Below are 26,752 nucleotides of genomic sequence, written 5' to 3' on the forward strand. Positions count from 1 at the left end.
AACGTCAATTAGATGATTTAATGTAGTAATAATTTTGTTACACTAAGTTAAGGAAAGTGATAATATTCTTCCTGGATGCGAAAATGCCTTATGGGAAGTTTTTACGTAAAAAAATTTAATTGCTAGACAGCGATAGTTTGTTCAGTTTTTTTATCTTCAGATTCTATTGTTAGCGCATTTAAAGAAATACTTATGTTTAAAGTATAGAAGCCTTCTTCGTCAATTCCTGCAGTCATTTCGGCATTTTGATGGTAAGCATATTTTAGTCGGTTACTAATATTGTCCATTCCGGAGCCAAAGCCTACTTTGCTTTTTACTAATCTGGGTAAATTACGGCTTTCGATACGCAGTTTGCCATCAAAGGTATAAACATCTATAGTGGCCTTATTTTCTATATCATTAAGGTTTCCGTGTTTAAACATGTTTTCCAATATAGTAAGCAAAACAAGTGGAATTAATTTAATCTCACCAAGATCAGGACCGCTGGCAATCTCAATATAAATTGCGCCTTGCGTAATGCGGTGCAAGCCAATCAGGTTTTCGCATTGTGCAATTTCTTCGCTTAAATATACATAGCCTTCATTGTGTTGAGTATTAGCAGCAAAACGCATCATGTCAGAAAGATAAAGCATTACTTTGGCATCTTCTGGAGAGTAGGTGCTTAGTTTCTGATGTACAAACTCAAATGTGTTAAAAAGCAGATGTGGATTGATCTGCGCTTTCATAAAAGCATTCTTAGACATGGCAAGCTCCTTATCCATTTTTTCCTTATCAATAAGCATTTGAAAACGCTGTTTTTCGATACGGGATTTTTCTGCTTTTTCTCTAATGAACCGCTTTAAGAAATAATAACCTGTAGAAAACAGCATAAAAAAAGATGACCTCCATAATAAAGTAAGTATCCGGGTATTTGTTGATGCAGGCGGAGTGGGAATAAAATTAGTGTATTGCCTTAAAAAAATATCAAGATAGTAGACAAAGCCAACATACACGCAAAGTTCTAAAATAACGAATAATGGAACTTTATAAATGACTTGTCGGGGAAAGGTAGTGGCTTTTTCTAGTAACCATACATGAAGATAAAAAAAGGTTATATGCACGATATAGTGCACAACATAGTTGCCAAATTTACCAAAAGAACCCGAAGCGAGACCAATAATTATAGATTCCCAAAAAATAAAGGAAATCCAAGCAATTAAATGCACTCTGTATTTGTAAAGCCAAGCGAATAAACTATCTGTTTGCAACTTCAAACTATCCATAAAGATAAACTTACTATTCATGTAACAACTAAAATTATAGGGTACAGCTAATGCTAGTTTTCAAAAAAAAACAAATATGAAAACTAAAAACCTTATTAAACGAACCCTGTTTGTATTCAAAAAAAACTATGCAAACCATATCAAAATAGAAATGGTACTTTCTTCTGATCCAACAACTAACTCTCTTACCTCTTCTACAAGTTCTGGTATTGCATTTAACTGAAAAGATCAGTAGCCGTTATTTTTTACGGCTACTGATAATTAGCCTTTCAGAAATAAAATTTTTAAATTCATTATAATAAATATCTCCAACGGTAAAGCTAATGTGGTTGTTCATGGTAATCCTGTTGCCATCCACATATAAAATCTTATCAATAGCAATAATATATCCACGGTGTAACTGTATAAAACCATTCTTAATGCTAAGCTGTTCCCGAACATCTTTTAAACTTAAATAAGCAATAATTACTTTTCCTACAGTATGTATTTTAATGTAATTATGAAAACTTTCAAAAGCGATAATATCCTCATATTTAACCATTACCGCACGGTGATCTTCTTCTTTGTTTTTAACCAAAAAATAATCCTCGTTGGCACCACCTGTCATTTCTAGCCCAAAAAGCCTGGTAATGGTAGTAGCAAATTTGGCATAACTATATGGTTTAAGCAAATAAGCATCTCCTGCGGCTTCAAAAGCATCAAAAGCATACTCCTGGTGGGAGGTGGTGAAAATAAGCTTTCTGGTTCTGGAGCGGATGGCCTTAGCCAATTCCAGACCGGAAATCTGAGGCATTTCCACATCCATAAAAATTACATCAACCGTTTCTGAGCCGGCTAGCTCCCTTAAAGCAGTAATTGGATCGGTATACTGCTGCACGAGTCGCATATTTGGAGTATCCTCAATATATTTTTGTAGCCCCGCTAAGGAACTGAACTGGTCGTCTATGGCTATGCACTTAATCATCTTCAAAAAATCTGTTTCTCTTATAACGAAATTACGCCTTTTCGTACCGAAAAGGGTGCTATCTGTACGGATTAATTTTAAATCTTTTCCTTATTTACTAATTTAACACAAAAATGTGTCAATTAAGTTTACAAGATGCTGGCAGTAGCTACAATCCATAAAATATTCTAGAATACCTATAAAAAAATATACCCCCACCTTGAATGGACTTGTTAATCGAATTATAAGCTTTAATCAAGCTAAGATCACGGGCCAATCTGTTTTGTTACAAGAATATATATACTCCTACGCCGCTGTAGTCGGAGCTGTCTAAGTTGGTGCTTTCGTTTTTGTATGGCTACCTTGGTACTCGCCATATCGATTATGTTGGCTAAACGTCATATATATTCATTTAAACAAGACTTAGTTTTATTAAGGATATTTTTGCAACATAAATCTGATCCTTTTAATTTATGGCTGATCACTTATTGAAAGATGTACTTTATTCCGTTCTCGATCTTGCAACTGTTTTAGAAGGCTTTACTGCTGCAGATAGTTTTAAAGCAAGCCTTGATTTAGCTAAACAGTCTGAAACTTTAGGTTATACACGGTATTGGTTTGCCGAACACCATAATATGGCAAGTGTTGCCAGTTCGGCCACGGCCGTGCTTATTGGTTACATTGCTGGCGGTACCAGTAGCATTCGCGTAGGTTCTGGAGGTATTATGCTACCCAACCATGCACCATTAATTGTAGCCGAACAATTTGGTACATTGGCTTCGCTTTATCCCAACCGTATTGATTTGGGGTTGGGCAGGGCACCAGGAACCGATCAGGTTACGGCAATGGCTATCCGTGGCGAAAACTTTAATACAGTTCATAGTTTTCCCAGAGATATTGAGAAGTTACAACAGTTTTTCTCTGCCAGTAATAGCCGGGCAAGTGTAAGGGCCTTTCCGGGAGAAGGGTTGGATATCCCGATCTGGATTTTAGGTTCGAGCATTGACAGTGCACGCTTGGCAGCAGAAAAAGGACTTCCTTATGCTTTTGCAAGTCACTTTGCACCGACCTATTTCGAGCAGGCGATTTCCATTTATAGAAATAACTTTAAACCATCTGAATTTTTACAGGAACCTTATGTAATGGCCTGTGTAAATGTGGTTGCTGCCGATACTGATGCGGAAGCAGAACGTTTATCAAGCTCTATAAAACGTATGTTTTTAGGTGCTATAACGGGTAAAAGAGGATTACTGAAGCCTGCCGTTGACGATATAGATGTTTATTGGGACCAGTTGGAAAAAGAAGCGGTAGAACAGATGTTATACTATTCATTTATTGGCAGTGTAGAAACCATTAAAGAAAATTTAGCTGCTTTTGTTGCCAAACACGGTGTAAACGAGATAATGAGTACCTCGCATATTTACGATCATCAGGCAAAATTGCATTCGAATAAAATTTTTGCGGGGTTGTTTGGATAAAATATAATTAACCCTGTCCAACTTTGTGTTCAACTCTGTCCGTAGTGTTAAGCGCAGCGTCGCTATGGCTTGATAATATTGCGTTTAAGCTTAATATTAATAATGAGTCAGAGACTCTTTTTTATTAATAATCCCTAGCACCTTTCAGAACTCTACAGACAGATGTAATGCGCGTAGCATTCTGTCCAGTTTCCATGTTATATTTTCCATTATCCGACTACATTTCACCCCTCCATCACTTTCTCTTTAAGATTTATTAATACTAAGGGAATATTGGACTACTAGCTTTGCTGCGAAAAAAAGCAGCATCCCTTGAGCAAAACTTTACTTTCATCTTTACAGTGTGGAAGCCATCGGGCCATGGAAGAAATCTACCAGGTTTATTGGGAAGATATATTTGATGCTGCGCTAAAAAAAACGGGTGATGAAGCCCTTGCACAAGATATTACCCAGGAGATTTTTATTTCGCTTTGGGAAAATCATAAAACGATTAATCTGTCTGGGAGCCTTGGTGCTTATCTACACGGAGCTGTAAAATATAAAGTGATTAATTATTTCAGGTCGGGCAGTATTAAAGAACAGCACCAAACAGCACTCACAGCCCTAATGGATGAGCAGCATATAGCCGCCGCCGATGATAAACTAATTTTAAAAGAGCTCCATCTGGAAGTAGATGCAGCCATTGCACTTTTACCAGAAAAAATGCAATTGGTATTCTCAATGAGCCGAAAACAGGAAAAATCCATCAAAGAAATCGCTGCTGAACTTGATGTTTCTGTACAGACGGTAAAAAATCAGATCTCTGCAGCGTTAAAGCTTCTTAAAAAAAGCCTTTCCTATATCCTGTTAATTGCTGTATTGATCGGCTTAACATAAAGTTAATTTATAGATAACATTTTTGGTTAGTACCGATCTGCTTTTCAACTGACATGTATTTAAATGACAGAAGAACAGGCAAAAGAACTGCTGCAGAAATATCTCGATCAGCAGGCAAGTCCGCAAGAGCAAAAAACAGTTGAAGAGTGGTACGCCACACTTCATGCAAAAGACGTGGTGTTACCGGCCGATAGGAAAGTAGCGATAAGGGAGCAAATGTTTATTCACCTTCAGGCTGCTATGTATCAGAAGCCAAAATATGGCAAAGTATTCAAACTCCAATCTTTTATCAGAATTGCTGCTGCCGTAATCATTACCATTACATTGGGAATAAGCGTTTGGAAACTCAATACCCAAGTGGCCTCTGAAAATCAGATTACTGTAGTTACCGGAAGTACACAAAAGAAACGCATTACTTTACCAGATGGTTCAGTGGTTTTGTTAGATCCATCTGCCAAACTCTGTTATCCTAAAGCATTTGCTTCAAACAACCGCCAGATCTCATTAAAAGAAGGTGAAGCTTTTTTTGAGATTACCCATCAGGAAAAAAGACCATTTACGGTACACACCACATCTGGAGTCGATATCCGGGTGCTGGGTACTTCTTTCAAGGTTAAGTCGTATCGGGACAGTAAACACATCGAAGTTGCCGTAGTTACCGGAAAAGTTGCTGTAAGCGACAGAAAAGGAAATCTCGGTACATTGATTAAAGATGAATATTTAACCTATGATAAAAGTGCCGGTCAGGCTGCTATTGGCAAAACCAAAGCTACCGCCTTTGTCGAACTCGCTTTTGATGGTGCAAGTCTCGATCAGGTCATCAATAAACTCCAATATGTTTACAGCATTAAAATTTTGCTGAACGATAGCACTTTGGGTAAACTTAAAACTACTGCTTCTTTCAGTAGCAAACAATCTGCTGAAGAGATTTTGGATATTATCTGCAGTCTGCATCACCTCAAGTTCAATGCATCAAAAAATCATAAAACATTTAATATATACAGATGAGATAGGGATATGATATAGAAATTATCTATGGTACCGATCAGATCGGTTGCCGTAATCTTTCTTCCTGGCAACAAAAGCCAGTATAATTAAAGCTTTACAGAAATAAAATCAAACAAATTAAGCAATGAAAACAACCTCCGCTAAGAGGACACAAGCTCTACATAAGATCATGAAATACTCATGTTTAACATTTACAATCCTTTGCATTTTTTGCAGCTCTATCCTTGCTTCGTCAGGAATGGCGCAAAAATTAGAGAAAACCACGGTTAACATTACCATAAATAAAGGCCGTAAAATGACCGAGATCATCAAAGAAATCGAATCGCGTACCGGGCTTAGTTTTGTGTACAACCCAGACCAGTTACAACAAAAAAACATGCTCGTAAGCGGCGATTTCACTACCGAGCCTGTAAGGTCGCTTTTAGACAGGCTGGGCTTACAGGTATTGGAAAAAGGCGAATACGTAATTTTAAATAATGCCGTGCTAAACAAGCCAGACCGGATCATCACCGGAGTAGTAAGAGATACTGCAGGTTTGGCGCTTCCAGGTGTTTCGGTAAAAGTGCTGGGCACTCAAAGTGGCACCATTACCGACGGAAATGGTGCCTACCGCATTGAAGTCGGTGCAGATGCCGTGCTTTCGTTCTCCATGATTGGTTACCGTACCAAAGAGGCGAAAATTGGCGATAGTCAAGTAATCAACATGGTTTTGAGTGAAGAACGTTCTACGCTTGCAGATGTAGTGGTGGTGGGTTATGGGACCCAGAAAAAAGAAACACTTACAGGGGCAATCAGTATTGCATCATTGGATAAACTTTCTTCCAGGTCGCTCAATAGCGTGGGCGAAGTTTTGGCAGGAAAAACGCCAGGTGTAATTGTAACCAACGAAGGTGGCGATCCGACTTCTACACCACGTATCAACATCAGGGGGTCGGGTGGTCTTAATGGCGAAAGTGTACTTTATGTAATAGACGGTTCTATCTTTTTGGGAGTACCTCAGCTTAATCCTAACGATATCGAATCTATTTCTGTATTAAAAGATGGATCTGCAGCTATTTATGGCGCAAGAGCATCGGGCGGAGTGGTATTAATTACCACTAAGAAAGGTAAAAATGGCAAAATGCAGATCAGTTTTGATGCTAAATTAGGGCAGCAGAGCGCCTGGAGAAAACTACAGCCATTAAATGCTCAACAACGTGCACAGGTTGCGGCAACGGCAGCTAAAAATGGTGGTAATACCATATTACCTGCTTTTGACCCATCTAAATATCCTGACGGACAGATTACCCGTACCAATTGGATGGACGAAGTGTTTAGAGATGGTTTATTGCAGGATTACAACGCCGCTATTAACGGAGGATCTGAGAAGTCGAATTATTATTTAAGTTTCAATTACCGCAATGCTGAAGGGATTGTATTAAATACCAATACCAAACGTTACAACTTCCGTATCAACACTGAGCATGAGGTAAGCAATTGGCTAAAAGTTGGCGAAAACTTCTCGTATAGCAGCACAAACGGAAATGGTGCCAACACCAGCAGCGACTATACTGGAGCTTTACTTTCTGCAATTTACTATCCTACAAACGGAACACCTTACAACCCTGACGGAAGTTTTGCCGGTTTGCCAGGTGGGCAATTCGCCGGTGATTATGGCGATATCATTAACCCAGTGGCCGAATTGATGCGTATAGATATTAATAATCCTTCAAACATTATGGTAATCAACCCATATGTAACCTTAAAACTGGCTAAAGGCTTAACCTTTAAATCTAATTTAAGCATTACAAAAAAAGATACGCAGTTTAAGGGATTCACGCCAAAAAGGCCTGAAGTTGGGAAACCGGTATTAAGCAATAGCTTACAACAAAACAGTTTCCAAACAAACGATTTTCTTGCTGAACAGATATTAAGCTACAAACAATCGTTTGGTAACCATAACTTAGATATCACTGGCGGTTATACTTTCCAGAAAACAAAGAATTATAGCTTATATACATCTGGTGCTGGATTTGATGATGAATCTCCACAATACAGGTACCTTACTAATGCCACTATTGTACAGCCATCAACTAGTTATTTCAGTGCAAATGCCCTATCGTCATTGCTTTTTAGAGCCAATTATAACTACAAAGAGAAATATCTGGTGTCGTTAATTGGACGCAGAGATGGTACATCGATATTGATGAAAGACAACAGGACAAGGGATTATTTTTCTGCATCTGCAGGTTGGCTGTTAACCAAAGAAGATTTTCTTAAAGATATTACCTGGCTAAATGAATTGAAATTGAGAGGAAGTTATGGTGTTTTAGGTAACCTGGCCAGTTTGAGACAAGAAGACGTAAACCCGCTTTTAGTAGCAACACAAAGTTATTTTGGTCAAACACCAACTTTACAAACAGGTTATGCTTCAACAGTATTGCCTAATCCAAATATCAGATGGGCCAAAAGTAAGCAAACGAATATAGGTTTAGATGTAACGGTATTGGGCAGTTTGAGCTTAAATGCAGATTACTTCATTAAAGATATCAACGATATGATCTTAACCCGTCCACTTCCAGGTACCGCGGGCCTAAATTCGCAAACGATTAATGCCGGTAAAGTTAGAGACAAGGGAGTAGAGTTGGGTTTAACTTATAGCAGCAATAAAAACGCAGAATTTACCTATTCGGTTAACGCAACGCTTACAAAAGTAAATAACATGGTACTAAGCTTGGGCGAAGGATTGGAAAACATGCCATTATCAACCAATTTCCGTAATGAGCTTGCTCCATTAGTAAATAGGGTTGGTCAACCTTTGTACAGTTACTACGTGTTGAAAACAGACGGTATTTTTCAGAGCCAGGCAGAAGCCGACAACTATAAAAATACTAAGGGAACCAAGATTCAGCCGAACGCAAAAGCAGGTGATTTTAAATTTGTAGATATCAATGGCGACGGATCTATTGATAGCAAAGACCGTTATTTTGCAGGCAGTGCTTATCCTGATTTCTCATATGGATTAAGCTTTAATGCAAGCTATAAAAATTTCGACTTTAATATTTTTGCACAAGGCGTACAGGGCAATAAATTATTCAATGCCGTAAAACGTACAACTTATAGTGCAAGTGGTCCTTCTTACAATAAACTGGTAGGCATTCTTGATGCCTGGTCGCCAGAGAATCCAGGTGGCAAAGTGCCGATTATTTCAACCAGCGATGCCAACGGAAATTTTGCAGCTTCTGATTTTTATGTAGAAAACGGTTCTTATCTGCGTATCCGTAATGTAACCTTAGGTTATAGCTTGCCAAATAAATTAACCAATAAGTTAAAAACAGGTGCAGTTAGGATTTATGCTTCTGCTAATAATTTATTTACCATCACTAAATACTCAGGCTTTGATCCGGAAATAGGAATGGATAACTATGGATTGGACGTTGGTCGTTACCCACAAGCCAGAAGCTTTATCCTTGGTTTAAGTGTAAATTTATAATCACAACAATAATGAAAACGAATTTTAAATATATGGCATTTGCCGCCCTTGCTGTTTTTTCATCATGTACCAAACAGCTTGATATTACGCCCGAAGGCTCTCCATCGGCACAAAATTTTTGGAAAACAAAAGAAGACGCCATCAAGGCTGAAGCAGGAATGTATGAAAACTATAATGCTGAAGACTTTTATGGGCGTGGAATGTTCTGGTTTATCAATGCCAGTGATGATATGGTTACTGGCCGCAACAAGCCCGAGGCCGATAACATTAAAAACTTTAACCGCACTTATGTAGGCGGTGGTTATACCGAATCGCAGTGGAGTATGCGTTATGCCATTATCAAACGTGCCAACGATATTATCAACAATGTGCCTAAAATTACTATGGATGAAAGTTTAAAAAACAGATTATTGGTGATGCTTATTTCAATGCAGGTTTGGTTTATTTTCAGCTGGCCGCAAATTATGGCAACGATAAAGCTGGTGTGCCGATTGTAACGCCCGATGCCAATCCTGCCATTGCCGTTCCACGTGCTAAAAACGTAAACGAAAATTACGACTACATTATTTCGCTTCTGTTAAAGGCTGCTGATAACCTTCCGTTCTTTTCGGCAATGAAACCTACTGATTATGGTAAAGCACATAAAACTGCTGCATGGGCCTATCTCTCAAAAGTTTATCTTTATAAAAAAGATTATGCAAATGCTGCTAAGTATGCTGATATGGTCATCACTTCAGGTCAGCATGATTTAATCAATACGGGGTTTGCCGATGTATTTAAAGCAGCTAATAACTGGTCTAAAGAATATATCTGGTCTGTAGTTTGTACACCAAGCGGTGGCGGAACAGGCTGGGGCAGCAAGCTTCCGGGCGTAATGTTAACCAACAAAGCATGGGGGATTTACAATGGATGGGGTTATTACCTGCCAACCAAAGAACTTTACGATTCTTACGAGGCTGGCGATCAACGCAGGGAAGCTACTATTTTAAAACCTGGCGATAAATTTATGTTCTTTGGTGCCGAGCGTAGTTTTACCAAAGATGGAGGAGCGACTTCAAATTACCAGTTTAAAAAATATATGGAGCCTTTTTCTTATGCCAACCCAATTCCAACGCACGTTAACCCTAATGGTGATAATGGAACAACAGATCTAAATGTACCCTTAATGCGCTACGCAGAAGTATTGCTGATCAAAGCAGAAGCTGTAATTAATCTTAGCGGTGCAGGGGCAGGTGATACCGAGCTGAACAAAATCAGACTTCGTGCAGGTTTAGGTGCCAAAACAGGAATGACTATCGATGACCTTAAGCGCGAACGCCGCAACGAACTTGCCGGAGAATGGGCTGATCGTCACCGAGATTTGGTGAGATGGGGCGATGCACAGGCCGCTTATGCAAAACCTTTACACGATTTTGATGGCACTGTAATCTGGCCGGCAAGAAACTTCAATCCACAAGTGCATGATGTATGGGCGGTGCCACAAAGAGAAATTGATAACAGTGGGGGTGTAATTAAACAGAACATAGGATGGTAAAATCGAATAAACTGACCCTCCTTTTATTATTGGGTTTAGGCGTACATTCAGTTTCTGCTCAGCAGAAACTGAATGCCAGTAATGGGCACAGCCATAATGATTATAAGCAGCAGATACCTTTATTGGAAGCCTATTATGCCGGTATGGGATCAATCGAGGCAGATGTGTTTTACCGTAATGGAGAGTTGTTTGTTGCCCACGAAAGCAGCGAAATCGCCCCGAGTAAAACATTGAAAAAATTATATATTGATCCACTGGTGGCATTTTTTAAAGATCATGCCAACCATCCTTATCCTGATCCGAAACAAAAACTTCAACTGGTAATTGATATAAAGGAGGATTATGAACACGTGATCCCGAAATTGCTGGCCGATTTAAAAGGTAACGAACCTGTTTTCGATCAACAGATCAATCCTTCGGCCATTAAAATTGTAATGAGCGGGGCTGTTCCGCCTGCCGGAAAGTTTAAGGATTATCCATCACTCATCAGTTTTGATGGCCGGCCCGCAAATCAGTACACGAGTGATCAGTTAAAACGCATTGGGATGATCAGCGATGATATTTCTCATTATTCGGTATGGAACGGAAAAGGTACACCAACGCCAACCGATTTAGAAAAAATGAAAGCGGTGATTGCAAAAGTACATGCATTAGGCAAACCCTTTCGTTTTTGGGCAACCAAAGATAGTCCGAACAGTTGGAAAGAATTGGAACATATGGGGGTTGATTGGATCGGAACCGACCATCCGGTGGTGTTGAAAGATTTTTATCAGAACAGGACTAAACTAGAGTACAGCAATCCGAAAGCATATAAGCCTTACCAGCCAACTTACAAGAGCGATGGATTAAAAACCAAAGCTAAAAATGTTATTCTTCTAATAGGAGATGGAATGGGACTGGCACAAATTCAGGCAGGGTTGAGCGCTAATTTTGGTCAATCTAACATCATCACGATAAAACATCTGGGCCTTTCACGTACAGAAGCTTCGAATTCAGATTTTACCGATTCTGCAGCGGGTGCAACGGCCATGGCTACAGGGCATAAAACCAATAACCGCTATATCAGCATCGATTCTACAGGTAAAGCACTTCAATCTATTCCTGATATTTTGGCTCCCTATGGTCTTACAAGCGGAATCATCAGTAGTGGTGATATTACCGATGCCACACCAGCAGCATTTTATGCTCATCAGCTTGAACGATCTATGACAAAGGAAATTGCAGCCGATTTTCAGAACAGTCATGTTGATATTCTGGTTGGCTCAAAACGTAAAAGTTTTACCGAAAACCCAGACCAAAAACTGATGGATAAAATCTTGGCCAAGGGTTATATACTGCAGAAAGACCTAAAAAGTTTTGTTGCCTCAAATGCGAATAAGCAAGTGGTACTTTTAGACGATTCTGCCACGCGGAAAATATTGGAAGGCCGTGGAGAAATGCTGAAGACTTCGTTCTTAAAAACGGTTGAATTGCTCTCAAAAAATAAAAAAGGATTTTTCATCATGGCAGAAGGGGCACAGATTGATCATGGCGGGCATGCAAACGATTTGCCTTTTGCGGTAACCGAACAACAAGATTTCGATCGCCTGGTGGGTGAAGCCTTAAAGTTTGCTGATCAGGATGGCGAAACTTTGGTAATCGTAACTGCCGATCATGAAACCGGAGGACTGTCGCTACTGGATGCCTCTTATCGAAAAGGAACCATTCGTGGCAATTTCAGTACAGACGATCATACCAATATCATGGTGCCGGTATTTGCTTACGGCCCCGGCTCGGAAGCCTTTATGGGGGTATATCCTAACCATCAGATTTTTTATAAAATCATCGAGGCTTATCGTTTAAAGAAAACGCAATAAAAAATGGGATAAGTGCTGCATTGATCAGCGGGAAACATTGAGCAATTGGTTTCCCGCTGATTTAATATGGTAGCCACAGTTGTTGTATTCGGTTTTTATTACGAAAGAGGTACAAGATGTGATATAATGTCTCATTAGTACGCTCAATTACTACCGTACTTTTACCCTTTTTGTGTCTGCCTATAGGAATTAAGATTAACATTCTTAAGCTTTGTGCAGCCTATCTTAATTTGCCTATGTATTACAGCTGTGCAATTGTTGATGATGAACAGCATGCGATTGATTTACTTCATGATTATATTGAAGACACCTGTTTTTTAAAACTGTTTAGCACCTTTAATAATCCCATTGATGCATTAAAAACAATTAGTGGTGGCGATAGAATCGATTTTCTTTTTTTAGATATAGATATGGATGGAATGAAAGGGACTGAATTGTCTCAGCATCTTCGTTCCAAAGCCAGATTTGTGATTTACGCATCTTCCCACCTTGAAAATGAGGTGAGAGAAATAGATTCTCACTTTGAATGTTATCTTGGCAAACCGATATCAATGAAACGTTTTGCCGGCACTATTCATAAACTGATGCGGCTTAATAATCTGCCGATAAACAATTGAAAATAGCTTATGATCGAACTTACGTACGTTTTTGAACAGGAATTTTTAGAAGATGTACCCTACCAGTTAATGAGGGCCAGTATGGAAGATCCATGGTTGGTGCTGTCCGGGTGTAAAGTGCTGGGTATTATTGATGAAGTTGAGAACAACTGGACCCAGATAGTTGGTGAAGATATTCCTCCGATGGCAATTGAAGGGATGGGAGATTTGATTAATATGCAGCAGTTTAGCTGGTTGCCAAATTTGATTAAAAAACAATGGCCTAAGTATGTGCTTGATGTTGTTGTAGAAAATGCAGGTTGTTACGAAATAATTTGCCATAAAGAGGCTTGTCTTAAACGTTTTCAAGAGCGCTTTACACTAGGTATTCATGCGCTGGCTCAAAGAGAATCTGCTCTTGTTTTTAAAGTACGGTGCTTTCAGAAATCGGCTAGTTATGAGGTGGTTAAATCTCCCGCAATCGATCGGTACGTTTAGTATTTATTCTACCTTTTTTAAAGGTAAACACAGATTCTGGCGAAATCAGAATCTGTCGTGCCTTCAAATTTTACATTAATTCTTGTTTGTTCTAAACACTAATGCCAATGTAATATTTAAATTTGGCCCAACAAAAACTCTTCTTCAACATGACCTTTGTAGAAAAATTGCAGGCCCTGCGCCAATTAATGGCTGCTCAAAAAATAGATGCTTATGTTATTACGGCTGCAGATCCACACATCAGTGAGTATTTACCTGCGCATTATAAAGCCATTCCTTTTGCTTGCGGCTTTACAGGGTCAGCCGGTACGCTAGTCATTACTCAGGGTTTTGCGGGGCTATGGACTGATTCACGGTATTTTACGCAGGCAGAAACACAATTAAGTGGTTCTGGTTACGAATTGGTAAAGTTGAAAGTGCCGCATACCCCCGAATATATCGATTGGTTGCTCCAGGCTTTGCCAAAGGGTGCAAAAGTAGGCTTTAACCACCAGCTGATTACGGTAGGTTTAGCTCTCGAGATGCAGAATAGTTTAATACAACGAGAAATAGCGATAATTGATGTTGATTTTATCAGCACTATCTGGCTGGATAGGGTAGGGCTACCTAAAGAAAATGCCTTTTTAATTAGCGAAGAAGCTGCAGGACTTACCATTTCGGCTAAAATAAAAGAGGTAAGAGCTGCTTTAAAAATAAATGGGGCAGATTATCATTTCATTTCATCGCTTGATGACATTGCCTGGCTATTTAATTTAAGGGGAAATGATGTAGATTATAATCCTGTAGTTTTAAGTTTTGCTTTAATAACACCTGTAGAGGTAAAACTCTTTATGGATAAACAAAAGTTGACGCAAACTGATATTGAAACTTTAAATCAGCAAGGTGTAACTTTACGTCCCTATGCTGAAGTGGCCGAAGCACTAAAAAATTTACCAAAAGCTACACAGATTTTTATCGATCCAAAACGTACCTGTTTCGGTTTGTATGAATGTTTACCAAGTGGTTCCAAAATAATTTCAGGTATTAATCCAAGTACACATTTAAAAAGCTTAAAAAACAGTACTGAAATTAATCATATCCGCAGGGCGATGTTAAACGATGGGGTAGCTTTAACTAGGTTTTTTAAATGGATGGAAGATCATTTTGGAAAAGAAAAGATTACAGAATGGTCTGCAGCAGAGAAATTAGCTGCGTTTAGGGCAGAACAAACATCTTTCGTGGGTTTGAGTTTCAATACCATAGCTGGTTATAATGCAAATGGTGCATTGCCACATTATAGCATAACGGCAGAAAGCAATCAGGAAATTTTAGGTGATGGTTTGTTTCTTGTCGATTCCGGAGGTCAGTATTTGTATGGCACAACCGATATTACCAGGGTAATGCCTATTGGTAATTGCTCATCAACCCAGGCCGATGATTATACCTTGGTGTTAAAAGGCCTGATTGAGGGTTCTAAACTTATCTTTCCGGAGGGTACCAAAGGTTATCAAATCGATTCTATCTGTAGAAAACCACTGTGGGAACAGGCTATAAATTTTGGACATGGAACTGGGCATGGTATTGGTTTTTTCCTGAATGTACATGAAGGACCTCAGAATATTAGTCCAGCTAATGTAGATGTTGTCTTTAAGCCAGGAATGGTAACTTCCATAGAACCTGGGATTTATCGGCCAGGAAAACATGGTGTTCGTATCGAAAACCTGGTTTTATGTATTCCTAAGGGAAGTAGTGAATTTGGTGATTTTCTCACTTTTGAAACCTTAACTTTATGTTTTATCGATACCGCTATCATCAATAAAACACTTTTAGCGGCAGATCAAATCGCCTGGTTAAATCAATATAATCAGCAAGTGTTTGAGCAACTTGAGCCGCACCTTTCAATAGCAGAAGCAAGGTGGTTAAAAGAGAAATGTAGATCCATTTAATCATTGTCTAGAGGTATCATCATTGCTGAAGCCGATTTTTCATTAGATGAAGCAATCTTCATGCATCCGCTAGCGGTAGGGGCCTCAATATAATGGTTATCAGTCTGAACTTGTCGAATACCCTTATCGCTATTTTTTATAACATAAGAGCTTAAATGATCTTATGGTTAATAACGCTTATGCAGCCAATGTAGTACCAATGGGCTAGGTTTCTCCTCATGTGGTATTAATATGCCTGCTTTGCGTAATCTGGGAGATCACAGAACTGATCATCATATCTCACTGTAAACTTCCCGTAAATGCACCAATTCTTTACCGATTTTGCGCTATTTTCAACTTAGATACCCGCTTTACTTTTTAAATTTTATTTTTGATTTTAACTACATTCCTAAATCTCATTTATCATCATGATTGTTAAATCACAAAAGAAGCGCGCTTTATCTATAATAACTTTTAAAGCAATATTTTGCTGTATTTTATCTTTTCTAAATATTGAGGTAATTCAGGCCCAATCGCCGTGGATTGCTTTAGGTAAAAAGCCGTCCACTTTAGGTTTGGAAAATGGTTTTTCAATCTACAATGCTGGGGCATTTAATCTAAAGCTTGTTAAATCGTCACAAACTGTGGCGGGTCTTCAGCCTAAAATGGTTAAGGATTTCGATTTTGTACCCAGCGATAGTTTAAAGGTGCGTAGTTCTGATGGTTTATATCATTTGGGTGATATCAATTTAAGATTACGTTATATTGGCGATGAAACCTGGAAAGGCTACAGCACTGCGGCAAAACGGAGCCCTGTGAAAAACATTTCTATAGGTAAAAATGTACTTGCTGCTGCCGATCTTGCTGCAACACTTCCGGCCGATATTCCATTGCAGGTTAAACGGATCTGGGAAATGTTGAACGGAAAACTGGTACTGCGCTTCGAGCTGAAAAACAAGACTGATAAAAACGTAGAAATTGGTGCGCTTGGCATCCCGATGATTTTCGATAATATTTTAGAAGGCCGAACATTAGAGCAAACGCATGCCAAAAATGTATTTTATGATCCCTACATCGGAAAAGATGCTGGCTATTTGCAAGTTACCCGGTTAAGTGGCCATGCACCTTCTTTGCTTGTTGCACCATTGGGGCATACACCATTTGAGGCTTATAACCCACTTAATGATGACCGGACACCTAGGGGGATTGCTTTTGAAGGTTTTTACGAATGGATGGTGTACAGTAAAGCCTATGCCGAAAACGAATGGAAAAATGCTGAACAATGGAATATACCAACTTCGACTATTTTAAAGCCTGGCGAAAGCCGGAGTTACGCCCTCCAGTTTATCCTTTCAGGAGCAGCAAAAGACATTGAAAACAAACTGATCGAAAACAAGAAACCAGTAGCCATATCTGTTCCAGGTTATGTACTGCCTAAAGATGCGGAAGGGAAATTGTTTATTAACTACGCTAAAAAGATCAAAACTATTCAGATCCAACCTGAAAATGCGCTAAAAGTAAGTGCTTTAGGTTCAACCAAAAATGGTTGGAAAAGTTATTCTGTAAAGGGGAATACCTGGGGAAGGGCAAGATTGTCTATTACCTATGAAGATGGTTTGGAGCAAAGTATAAATTATAAAGTAATTGAAGCCGAAAGTGATGTGATTGCGAGTTATGGCAATTTTTTAACAACCAAACAATGGTTTAACCAGGCTGATCCTATTTTTAAAAGAAACCCTTCTGTTATTACCTACGACAATGAAAAACAACAGCAGGTAACACAGGATAACAGGGCCTGGATTTCGGGTTTGAGCGATGAAGGCGGTGCAGGCTCGTGGTTGGGGGCAATAATGAAACAATTGGTACAGCCGAAAAAAGAAGAAGTCGACAAGCTAAAGCAGTTTGTAGATAGCGTAATGTTCGGGCGGATACAACTTAAAAACGGCCCTCAGAAATATGGCGTAAAAAAGAGTTTGTTTTATTACGCACCCGATTCACTTCCTAAAGATACTTATGCCGAAAATATCAATTTTAAAACATGGTCTGCATGGCCAAAAAAAGAAGCCGATAACCTGGGCAGATCTTATAACTATCCACATGTTGCAGCGGCCCATTGGGTAATGTATCGGTTGGCACGTAATTATACTGGTCTCGTAGCCGAGCAAAGCTGGAAACAACACCTTATCGATGCAGCAGAAACAGGCATGGCGATGGTTAATATCGCTCCTTATTATGCACAGTTCGGGCAGATGGAAGGTACGGTCTTCTATCTCATTTTAAACGACCTTAAACAGGAGGGATTAACAGCAGAAGCAACCAGGTTAGAAAATGAAATGAAAAAGCGGGCCAACCACTGGCGTTCTTTACAATATCCCTTTGGTAGTGAAATGCCTTGGGACTCTACAGGTCAAGAAGAAGTTTATGTATGGTCTAGCTATTTTGGCTACCAGGATAAGGCAGATGTAACGCTTGATGCTATATTGGCCTACATGCCTGTGCTGCCGCATTGGGCCTATAACGGTAATGCCCGTCGGTACTGGGATTTTCTTTACGGAGGTAAACTTTCGCGTATAGAACGGATGATCCATCATTATGGTTCTGCGCTCAATGCCATTCCAGTATTAATGGATTACCGTAAAAATCCCAACGATTTTTATCTTTTACGTGCCGGCTACGGTGGGTTATTGGGCGCAATTTCCAATATCACGCAAGAAGGTTTTGCACCTGCAGCATTTCATGCTTATCCATCAACCTTAAAAAATGATGGTATTACCGGCGATTATGGATCTGGTTTTTTTGGCTATGCAGTTAATACTTCATCTTACATTTTACAGCATCCTGAATTTGGTTGGTTAGCTTTCGGCGGAAATGTGAATAAAATGGGTAATATCATCAATGTTAAATTAACAACAGCGGCAAAATCTGCAGTTTACATCGCTCCTGTGGGCCTTTGGATTAGTCTTGATGCCGGAACCATTGACGAAGTAAATTACAATACCATAAATGGAGAAATTCGTTTAACACTAAGTAAAGCAAATGAATATTCACCTAATGCCCTGTTGAGGTTGTCGCAGCCGGCAAAGGTTAATGGGATTGGTGTTTATTCAATAAAAGGTAATGGTTTTAAGAAGAGGGGAGGATACGAGTTTCCTCTGGCAAAAGCACATACCACTGAAGTCATTCTTCAAAGATAGTATCAATTCATCTCTGTCTGGGCCCCGTGAAATAAAAATACGGGGCTTTTTTGTGATAATTTTATTCTGATATTCAGTAGTATATGGTGCTTATTGATATACTTTATTAAATTATTTTATTTTAATTATCTGTAATTGATTTGATTAAGATTTTAGATGTTGTTTTTTAAACTTATCAATAAGAATTAATATGATCAAAATGAGCTTAATAATAGCTGTATTTTTACTTTAAATAAAATACTTTAATTTATTGTTTAAGATATTATTATGATATATTATAGTAATATTATCCATTTAATTTGAGGAAGGTTCTTCACTACACCTAAGAATGATAGATTTCTTTGGAAATATCGTTGCTGCTTCATCGCCTGAAGAGGTCTTCTTACAACAACGATATTTTTTGCAGATTGTCATCTTTCGAAAAAGTTTTTCCAATCGTCTTCGTTGCAAACGAGGATGAATGAGAATTTCATCGCCCGTATAGCAACTGTTATTGCCACATTACAAATGTCGATTTTAATAATCCGCGTTACAAACGCGGACTATATCTATCTCTGTGTTTCCGTGGCTAAAAATTATTTATAAACTTTCCTTAATCACCCTTAACTTATAAATGGGACCTGCGCTGTTTTTTGCTTTAGGGAATAGTTTTATGGTTACTTTATTTTTGCCTTTAGTTAATTCGACAGGGATTTTATAAGAGATATCATAAAAACGGCTTTCTTTATATCTGTTCAGATCTTCGGTAGCAATGTTTACACCATCAACCAGCACATCAAAATTCCGACCGCGGTTATCCATGCCCCAATAAGAAGCAATTATGGTGTTCTGCAAAGCTGGATCTACTTTTACCTCAAATTGTAAGAAGCCATTTTCTCCTGCAATACGCCATTTACTGCCATGGTCTTCGCCCATGTATTCTTTGGCTGCGGTAAAGTTATGGTCGCGCTCTGGCTGCATTTCGCCAAACCTGAACACATCAGTAGTTTTATCTTCTAATTCTTTCTGTTTACGTTTCTGCTCATCGTATATTTTTTGTTGTACCGTCCATTTTTCTGGGGTAAATACATCCCAGTAAACACTATAATACTGGTTTTTGGTTTGATAAAATGGAATAAGTGTAACATCTTGAGGCTGAGCAATATTCTTGGTTTTAAATTGAAGTTCTTGTTTATTTACTACACCTAGCCAATCTTTAGGGTCGTTGTTGGCACTTACAAACACAGGAACACCTTTAATAGGATCGGGTTCTGTTACGCCTAAAATACCAGCCAATAGCACCGGACCATAAAAAACAGCCCTACGGTCAGCATTATCCGGCATGGCCTCTGTATAAAGTTTTTCTGGAGTTACATAAGTGATTTTATCATTGTTTTTCCAGCTACGGGTAATTACGTAATAGCCGGTTTCATCCGGAGTAATTTTTTGTAGTTGCCCATTCACCGCGATTGTGGTTTCGGTAGACCACTTTGGTTTTCTCACTCGTATAGAAAATCTTGAAGTTTTGGCTACACTAATGGTTAAACTCGTTTGGTCGCCTTGCGGTAAAGCTGTTTGCTGCATAATTTTTATTCCTTTTTCTTTCCAATCTAAAACCGACGGAATAAAAAGATTCACATATAAACTCCCATCACTTCCTCTCGAATAAATGCTTTCATTGTATTTAACATGATTTTCCATGCCGGTACCTACGCAACAGGTAAAAGTGTTAAATTTATCGCTGTATTCTTTTTTTCCGCCCATGCGTAGCGGTACAAAATAACAGGTCATGCCATCGTCGTGGTTCTGCGAAGCCAGTATATGATTATACAGCGCTTTTTCATAATAATCGAATAGTTCGGCCGATGGATTTTCTGCAAACAGGTGCCCGGTAAGTTTGAGCATGTTGTAAGTATTGCAGGTTTCGGTGGTGTTTTCTGTGAGCTTATCATTCAATTTATCCGGCTCACTCAGGTATTCGTAATTACTGTTTCCGCCAGTTACATAAGAGTGGTGGTAAACAATGGTTTTCCAAAAGAAATCGGCAATGGTTTTATCTCTTTGGTCGCCTGTAATTTCGTAGCGCCTGGCACTGGCAATAATTTTAGGGATCTGTGTATTAGAATGTTTTCCCGGAAGAATATCTGTTTGCTGTGCCAATGGATCAAGTATACGCTTGTCGTAGAATTTGTAAGATAAATCGAGGTATTTTTTTTCTCCGGTAATAGAATAGAGATTAACTAAAGTCTCTGCCATACCACCATATTCACAGAACAACATTTTTTGTAAAAGTTCGTCATTTAAGCCGCCAATGGTAGTGCCTGTCCAATCGGCCAATGCCACGCATGAGCTCAAAGCTTTTTTATTGTTGGTGTACAGATAGGCATCTAGTAAACCTGCCATAATTTTATGTACAGTGTACCATGGTGCCCAGCCGCCATTCAGGTCGAATCCCCCGGTTTTAACATTGCCTTTTGCCAGTTCACCCCAAATTTTGTCTTCATTGGTGAAGGCACCTAAATAGCCGTTTTTTCTGGCTTTCTGGCACTCAGCCAGTTCATCTACAATATAATTTGCTTTTTTTAGAAATGCAGGATTTCTGCTCGAAGCATATTGCATAGATATTGCCGAAAGGTAATGCCCCAGCGAATGCCCGGCCAAACCATCTCCTTCCCATCCGCCATAAATTTTAGCCTTTGGTGTTAAACCTGCGTTCTTTCTAAAGCCTGAAAGTAAACGGTCAGCATCAATAACCGATAGGTAAGCTTCATCGGCTTTCATAGCCTTTTTAAAAGTGCTTTCCAAGAGGCTTACCTGCGAAAGATCGAAGGCATAGGCTTTAATTGGCGTAGTGTTTTTAACCTTTACGCGGCTATCGTTAAAATGAGGGACATAGTTTTGAGCATTAGCACTAAGCGCGAAAAAGAGCGCACAGCTGAACAGGCTTTTGCCAAGGTGATAATTCATAATTGTTAGGTTGTTTTTGTAATGTTTTTACTGCTTAAAATTATGCAATTGCCAACAAGATAAAGGCCCTATAATTTGCCGTTATTGTGCAGATTTTACCTTTCTTTTTCGTTAAGATGAAATTTATTGTGATTTTTATGCCATATCCATAGCTTATAATTTGCAGATACTCCTCATATTTTAGCCATTACATTTAATTGTTATTGAATAAAATTAGCTTTGAGGATATTTGCCTAACAATTAAAAATATGTTCGAAAAGAAAGTTTACATCCAGAGAAGAGCAGCATTAAAATCAAAGATAGATTCGGGAATATTACTCTTTTTGGGTAATGAAGAGAGCCCGATGAATTATAAAGACAATGCCTACCATTTTAGGCAGGATAGCACCTTTTTATATTATTTTGGGATCAGTGAGCCATCATTGGGCGCTATTATTGACTTGGATGAAGATCAGGTAATACTTTTCGGCGATGAAATGGGAATTGATGATATCGTATGGATGGGAGGCAGAAAACTCTTGAAGAAAAAAGTTTGGATGTTGGTTTGACCAAAGTTCTGCCTTTAGCGCAACTGGATGCTTATCTTAAGCAATACCTGGACAAAAAGCGCCAGGTTCATTTCTTACCTCCCTACCGCTCAGAGAATAAAATTAAACTGGCCAATTGGCTTAATTTGCCTATCCATCTGCTTAAAGAAAAAGCATCGCTTAGCTTTATTAAAGCTGTTGTAGCACAACGATCAATTAAATCTGTCGAAGAGATTGAAGAACTGGATCGTGCAGCATCAATATCGGCCGATATTCATTTAATGGTAATGCAACAGGCAAAACCTGGTATGTATGAACGCGAACTTGCAGCTAAAATTCAAGGAGCTGCGTTGGCTTCTGGCGGTAATCTGGCCTATCCGGTTATTCTGACTGTTCGTGGCGAAATTTTGCATAACCATTACCATGGTAATCAGCTTAAAGACGGGCAGCTGGTTTTAAACGACTCTGGTGTAGAAACCGCTTTAGGCTATGCTGGCGATCTTACGCGCACTTTTCCTGTAGGCAAGAAATTTAGTGCCGAGCAAAAAGATGTTTATGATATTGTATTGAATGCTTATACGCATGGCAAAAACCTGCTGGCACCGGGTGTAAGGTATTTAGATGTGCATTTGGCTTCGTGTAAAATGCTGGCACAAGGTTTAAAGGATATTGGCCTGATGAAAGGTAATATAGACGATGCTGTGCAGGCTGGTGCGCATGCCATGTTCTTTCAATGTGGAACAGGGCATATGATGGGGCTGGATGTGCACGATATGGAAGATTTGGGCGAACAATATGTAGGTTATACCGATGAGCTGATTAAAAATACTACGCAGTTCGGGTTGAAATCGTTAAGGCTGGGCAAAGCGCTCGAAGCAGGATATGTGTTAACGGTAGAGCCAGGTGTTTATATCATCCCTGAACTAATAGACCGTTGGAAAGCCGCTAACCAGTTTGCCGAATTTATTAACTACGATAAACTGGAGCAGTTCAGAAACTTTAGCGGCATCAGGGTAGAAGACGATTTTTTGGTTACCGAAACCGGCAGCCGGATGTTAGGGAAGCATTTAGCTTTAACTACAGATGAAATTGAATCCATTAGGAGCGAAGCTTATTAGTAACGTTGGTTATTTGAAATAGCTGTTGCTTTTTGTTTTGGAGCGCAGGTTCATTCGATTTTTTTTAAAGAATGTTCCTGCCATCCGCTTTATTCCGATGAAGGATCGGAATGCCCGCTGCTGTCAGGGCTAGAGACCTCGGCAGAAGCACAGAACCAGGGTTCAATAAACCTGATAGAACGGATGCTCCCGATTTTTCATCGGAGCAGGAGGGATAGCAGGACTGCTGTAACCTATGAAAAGCTGCATTTGCTTTTCAAATTAATATTTTGCTAAAATAACGACATCACAAATAGTAAAGAGCCATTAAAGAGAGCATAGATCTTTTAAAATAACCGATATTTTTTTGGAGCGCAGGTTCATTCGATTTTTTTAAAGAATGTTCCTGCCATCCGCTTTATCCCGATGAAGGATCGGAGTGCCCGCTGCTGTCAGGGCTAGAAACCTCGGTAGAAGCACAGAACTAGGGTTAAATAAACCTGATAGAACGGATGCTCCCGATTTTTCATCGGAGCAGGAGGGATAGCAGGACTGCCGTAACCGATGAAAAACAGCAGCTGCTTTTCAAATCAATAATACACTATTTCAATATGATAATTATCAAAAGATGAGAAAATTAATACCTATAACCTTAATAATTAATTTAATATTATTTAGTACAATACTTTTTGCACAAAGCCCCAAAAAGGTTTACACTTTGGCCGATACTTTAAGGGGAAGCTTAAATGCCGAACGGACCTGGTGGGATGTACAGCGTTACGAACTTTCGGTTAAGCCCGATTATAATGATAAGAGTATTACAGGCTCAAATAAAATCGTATACAAGGTAATGCGGAGTAATAATGGTAATACCCGTATGCAGATCGATTTGCAGGAACCATTAATTATTGATAGTGTTGTATATAACGGAGGTAACAAGTTAAAATTTGAACATGTTGGCAGTGTTTGGTATGTGCATGTCCCGGCGCAAAAAATATCGGCACTGAATAACGTTCATATTTTTTACCATGGAAAGGTACATCAGGCCAAAAGAGCACCTTGGGATGGCGGTTTTATCTTTACTACCGATTCGCTTTCACGTCCTTGGATGACGGTGGCCTGCCAGGGCTTGGGCGCTTCGGTCTGGTATCCAAATAAAGATCATCAAAGCGACGAACCTGACCTGGGCGCTTCCTTAACGATGACAGTTCCTGATACATTGGTAGCGGTGGGTAATGGCCGCATGGTATTTAAAAAAGATAACCATGATGGCACCACAACCTACCAGTACAATGTTAAAAATCCGATCAGTAATTATTGCATTATCCCTTACATAGGCAAGTACGTTAATTTTAAGGAGAAATATGCAGGCGAGAAAGGTGCATTAGATGTGAATTATTGGGTACTCGATTATAATTATCCGAAGGCGAAGACTTACATGCCCGATCAGGTGCATAAAATGATGAAAAGCATGGAATATTGGTTCGGTCCTTATCCTTTTTACGAAGATGGATACCAGTTGATAGATGCTTCGCATACCGGAATGGAGCATCAATCGGCAGTGTCTTATGGCAATGGTTATAAGTTTGGCTATAGAGGTAGAGACATGTCTGGCAATGGTTGGGGTTTAAAGTGGGATTTTATCATTATTCACGAAAGCGGGCACGAATGGTTTGGTAATAACATAACCACTAACGATTTGGCCGATATGTGGGTGCACGAAGGATTTACCAATTATAGCGAAACACTTTTTGTAGATTATATTTTTGGCAATAAAGCGGGTAACGAGTATAATTTTGGAATTAGAAAAGGCATCAAAAATGATAGCCCTATTATTCCGCCTTATGGTGTAAATGCCCAGGGCAGTGGCGATATGTATCCGAAAGGAGGGAATATGTTACACGCCATCAGGCATAGCTTAAATAACGACGTACTTTTTAGGTCGATATTGCGCGGGCTTAACCAAACCTTTTACCATAAAACGGTAAGCACAGCTCAGATCGAAAACTACATTTCTAAAAAAGCAGGGTACAATTTTTCAAAGGTTTTTGATCAATATTTGCGTACGGTGCAGGTTCCAATATTTGAATATTACCTAAAAGATGGTAAGGCTTTTTATCGTTATAGCAATTGTGTTAAAGGTTTCAATCTGCCTTTAACCCTTAAAAAAGTAGGCATTAAAACGCTTAAGATTATTCCTTCCTTAAACTGGCAGCAGGTTGCGTTGGGCAAAGGGCAGGATGCTCTTTTTACAACATCGGATATCGAATTTATGTACTACCTACAGGTGAAAAATACGAAATAATAGTAAAATAGACAGCGCAGGAGAAGTTATTTATCCGGCTGATTTTATTAAGGTATTCTTTTTCGGAAGGATGCCTTTTTTTGTTATATCTCATTTCCTTTACAAATACTCCTGGCTTTTCTTAATCAATTATGTCTGATTCAAATGGCATATTTATGGCCAATATCGGTTAAAATCCAATAATATTACTGCTTAGCAATCATCTAACTTTGAATATCGTTTATATGACTTTATCGCCGATAATTTGATTAAATGATGCTTGCCAATTACACCCGGTTTTGGATTAAAGGCCCGGATTAATTTTTTGAATCATAATTATTAAAAACATAACATTACAATGAGTATCAAATGGACTGGGGTTTTCCCTGCTGTAACTACAAAATTTACAGCAAATGATGAGTTAGATTTTCCGGCTTTCGATTTAAATATTGAAGCACAATTAGAAGCAGGTGCTGAAGGGATAATTTTAGGTGGATCGCTTGGCGAAGCCAGCGTGCTAAGCGATGAAGAAAAGTTTGGTCTGTTATCACACACTTTAAACTTGGTAAATGGCCGTGTACCGGTTTTGTTGAACATTGCAGAGTCAACTACAAAAAAAGCAATTGAAGTAGCTCAAAAAGCCGAATCGCTTGGTGCACAAGGTTTAATGTTGTTGCCGCCAATGCGTTATAATGCTGCTCCAGACGAAACTTTGGCTTTTTTTGGTGCCATTGCAGAAAGTACCAGCCTGCCAATTATGATTTATAACAACCCTGTTGATTATAAAATCGAAGTAACTTTAGATATGTTTGAGGTATTGACCAAATACGACAATATCCAGGCAATTAAAGAATCAACCAGGGATGTATCAAATGTAACCCGGTTGATTAACCGTTTTGGCGACCGTTTCAAAATCTTTACCGGAGTAGATCCATTAGCAATGGAAAGTATTGTGATGGGTGCACATGGATGGGTTGCGGGTTTGGTTGATGCTTTTCCAAGAGAAACCGTTGCCATTTTCAGATTGATTAAAGAAAACCGCATTGCTGAGGCACTAACCATCTACCGTTGGTTTTTACCTGTACTTGAGTTGGATATTCATGCAAAATTGGTACAGTACATTAAACTGGCAGAGGTAGCAACCGGATTAGGAACTGAAGCTGTTCGTGCACCTCGCTTACCAATAAGTGGCGCAGAAAGAGATAAAGTGTTGAAAATTATTAATGATGCATTAGCTGTTCGCCCGGTATTACCTGCAGGGAGCTGGGGGAAATAGT

General features: G+C 39.1%; 18 protein-coding genes. 15 read left to right on the top strand and 3 right to left on the bottom strand.

What is annotated here, in order from left to right; all coding sequences use genetic code 11:
- Positions 1–122: 122 nt before the first annotated feature.
- A complete protein-coding gene (locus tag H9N25_RS05935) occupies positions 123–869 on the bottom strand; it encodes a histidine kinase (protein ID WP_190328268.1) in 747 nt (248 codons plus the stop codon).
- 631 nt (positions 870–1,500) lie between these two features.
- Positions 1,501–2,226 (bottom strand): LytR/AlgR family response regulator transcription factor, encoded by a 726-nt coding sequence (locus H9N25_RS05940; RefSeq protein ID WP_169502123.1) that lies wholly within the window; start codon positions 2,224–2,226, stop codon positions 1,501–1,503.
- A 452-nt stretch (positions 2,227–2,678) separates the two neighbouring features.
- Here H9N25_RS05940 and H9N25_RS05945 point away from each other — a divergent pair, with 452 nt between their 5' ends.
- The 11 genes from H9N25_RS05945 (at position 2,679) to H9N25_RS05990 (ending at position 18,621) form a co-directional block, all read left to right on the top strand.
- Positions 2,679–3,683 (top strand): LLM class flavin-dependent oxidoreductase, encoded by a 1,005-nt coding sequence (locus H9N25_RS05945; protein ID WP_190328269.1) that lies wholly within the window; start codon positions 2,679–2,681, stop codon positions 3,681–3,683.
- A gap of 312 nt (positions 3,684–3,995) precedes the next feature.
- Positions 3,996–4,559, top strand: coding sequence for an RNA polymerase sigma-70 factor (locus tag H9N25_RS05950; protein ID WP_167293841.1), 564 nt, complete (start codon positions 3,996–3,998; stop codon positions 4,557–4,559).
- Between the two features lie 63 nt (positions 4,560–4,622).
- Positions 4,623–5,567, top strand: coding sequence for a FecR family protein (locus H9N25_RS05955; RefSeq protein WP_190328270.1), 945 nt, complete (start codon positions 4,623–4,625; stop codon positions 5,565–5,567).
- 238 nt (positions 5,568–5,805) lie between these two features.
- On the top strand, positions 5,806–9,039 hold the full coding sequence (locus H9N25_RS05960) for a SusC/RagA family TonB-linked outer membrane protein (protein WP_223833611.1): 3,234 nt from the start codon (positions 5,806–5,808) through the stop codon (positions 9,037–9,039).
- Between the two features lie 11 nt (positions 9,040–9,050).
- Entirely contained in the window at positions 9,051–9,536 is a 486-nt protein-coding gene (locus H9N25_RS24385; RefSeq protein ID WP_223833612.1) for a hypothetical protein, read from the top strand.
- Positions 9,476–10,573, top strand: coding sequence for a RagB/SusD family nutrient uptake outer membrane protein (locus H9N25_RS05965; RefSeq protein WP_255524594.1), 1,098 nt, complete (start codon positions 9,476–9,478; stop codon positions 10,571–10,573). Before H9N25_RS24385 ends, H9N25_RS05965 begins: the two co-directional genes overlap by 61 nt.
- Positions 10,567–12,429, top strand: coding sequence for an alkaline phosphatase (locus H9N25_RS05970; RefSeq protein WP_223833613.1), 1,863 nt, complete (start codon positions 10,567–10,569; stop codon positions 12,427–12,429). Before H9N25_RS05965 ends, H9N25_RS05970 begins: the two co-directional genes overlap by 7 nt.
- A gap of 236 nt (positions 12,430–12,665) precedes the next feature.
- Positions 12,666–13,046 carry a LytR/AlgR family response regulator transcription factor gene (locus tag H9N25_RS05975; RefSeq protein ID WP_190328271.1) on the top strand — a complete coding sequence of 127 codons (381 nt, stop codon included), beginning with the start codon at positions 12,666–12,668 and terminating at the stop codon, positions 13,044–13,046.
- 9 nt (positions 13,047–13,055) lie between these two features.
- Positions 13,056–13,523 (top strand): hypothetical protein, encoded by a 468-nt coding sequence (locus H9N25_RS05980; protein ID WP_190328272.1) that lies wholly within the window; start codon positions 13,056–13,058, stop codon positions 13,521–13,523.
- A 149-nt stretch (positions 13,524–13,672) separates the two neighbouring features.
- Entirely contained in the window at positions 13,673–15,448 is a 1,776-nt protein-coding gene (locus tag H9N25_RS05985) for an aminopeptidase P family protein (RefSeq protein ID WP_190328273.1), read from the top strand.
- Between the two features lie 407 nt (positions 15,449–15,855).
- Positions 15,856–18,621: a DUF5695 domain-containing protein gene (locus H9N25_RS05990; protein ID WP_190328274.1), complete on the top strand. Its 2,766-nt coding sequence runs from the start codon at positions 15,856–15,858 to the stop codon at positions 18,619–18,621.
- 579 nt (positions 18,622–19,200) lie between these two features.
- Here H9N25_RS05990 and H9N25_RS05995 read toward each other — a convergent pair.
- Entirely contained in the window at positions 19,201–21,567 is a 2,367-nt protein-coding gene (locus tag H9N25_RS05995; RefSeq protein ID WP_190328275.1) for a glycoside hydrolase family 127 protein, read from the bottom strand.
- 248 nt (positions 21,568–21,815) lie between these two features.
- Between H9N25_RS05995 and H9N25_RS24390 the strand changes: the two genes are divergently transcribed.
- The 4 genes from H9N25_RS24390 (at position 21,816) to H9N25_RS06010 (ending at position 26,751) form a co-directional block, all read left to right on the top strand.
- Positions 21,816–22,115 carry an aminopeptidase P N-terminal domain-containing protein gene (locus tag H9N25_RS24390; protein ID WP_223833614.1) on the top strand — a complete coding sequence of 100 codons (300 nt, stop codon included), beginning with the start codon at positions 21,816–21,818 and terminating at the stop codon, positions 22,113–22,115.
- The gene (locus H9N25_RS06000) at positions 22,112–23,212 is read left to right on the top strand and encodes a M24B family metallopeptidase (RefSeq protein WP_223833615.1); all 1,101 of its coding nucleotides are present in this window, start codon (positions 22,112–22,114) and stop codon (positions 23,210–23,212) included. Before H9N25_RS24390 ends, H9N25_RS06000 begins: the two co-directional genes overlap by 4 nt.
- 607 nt (positions 23,213–23,819) lie before the next feature.
- Positions 23,820–25,496 carry a M1 family metallopeptidase gene (locus tag H9N25_RS06005; protein ID WP_190328276.1) on the top strand — a complete coding sequence of 559 codons (1,677 nt, stop codon included), beginning with the start codon at positions 23,820–23,822 and terminating at the stop codon, positions 25,494–25,496.
- 337 nt (positions 25,497–25,833) lie between these two features.
- Positions 25,834–26,751 carry a dihydrodipicolinate synthase family protein gene (locus H9N25_RS06010; RefSeq protein WP_190328277.1) on the top strand — a complete coding sequence of 306 codons (918 nt, stop codon included), beginning with the start codon at positions 25,834–25,836 and terminating at the stop codon, positions 26,749–26,751.
- Position 26,752 lies beyond the last annotated feature (1 nt).

Source organism: Pedobacter riviphilus (genome assembly GCF_014692875.1).
Lineage (GTDB): Bacteria > Bacteroidota > Bacteroidia > Sphingobacteriales > Sphingobacteriaceae > Pedobacter > Pedobacter riviphilus.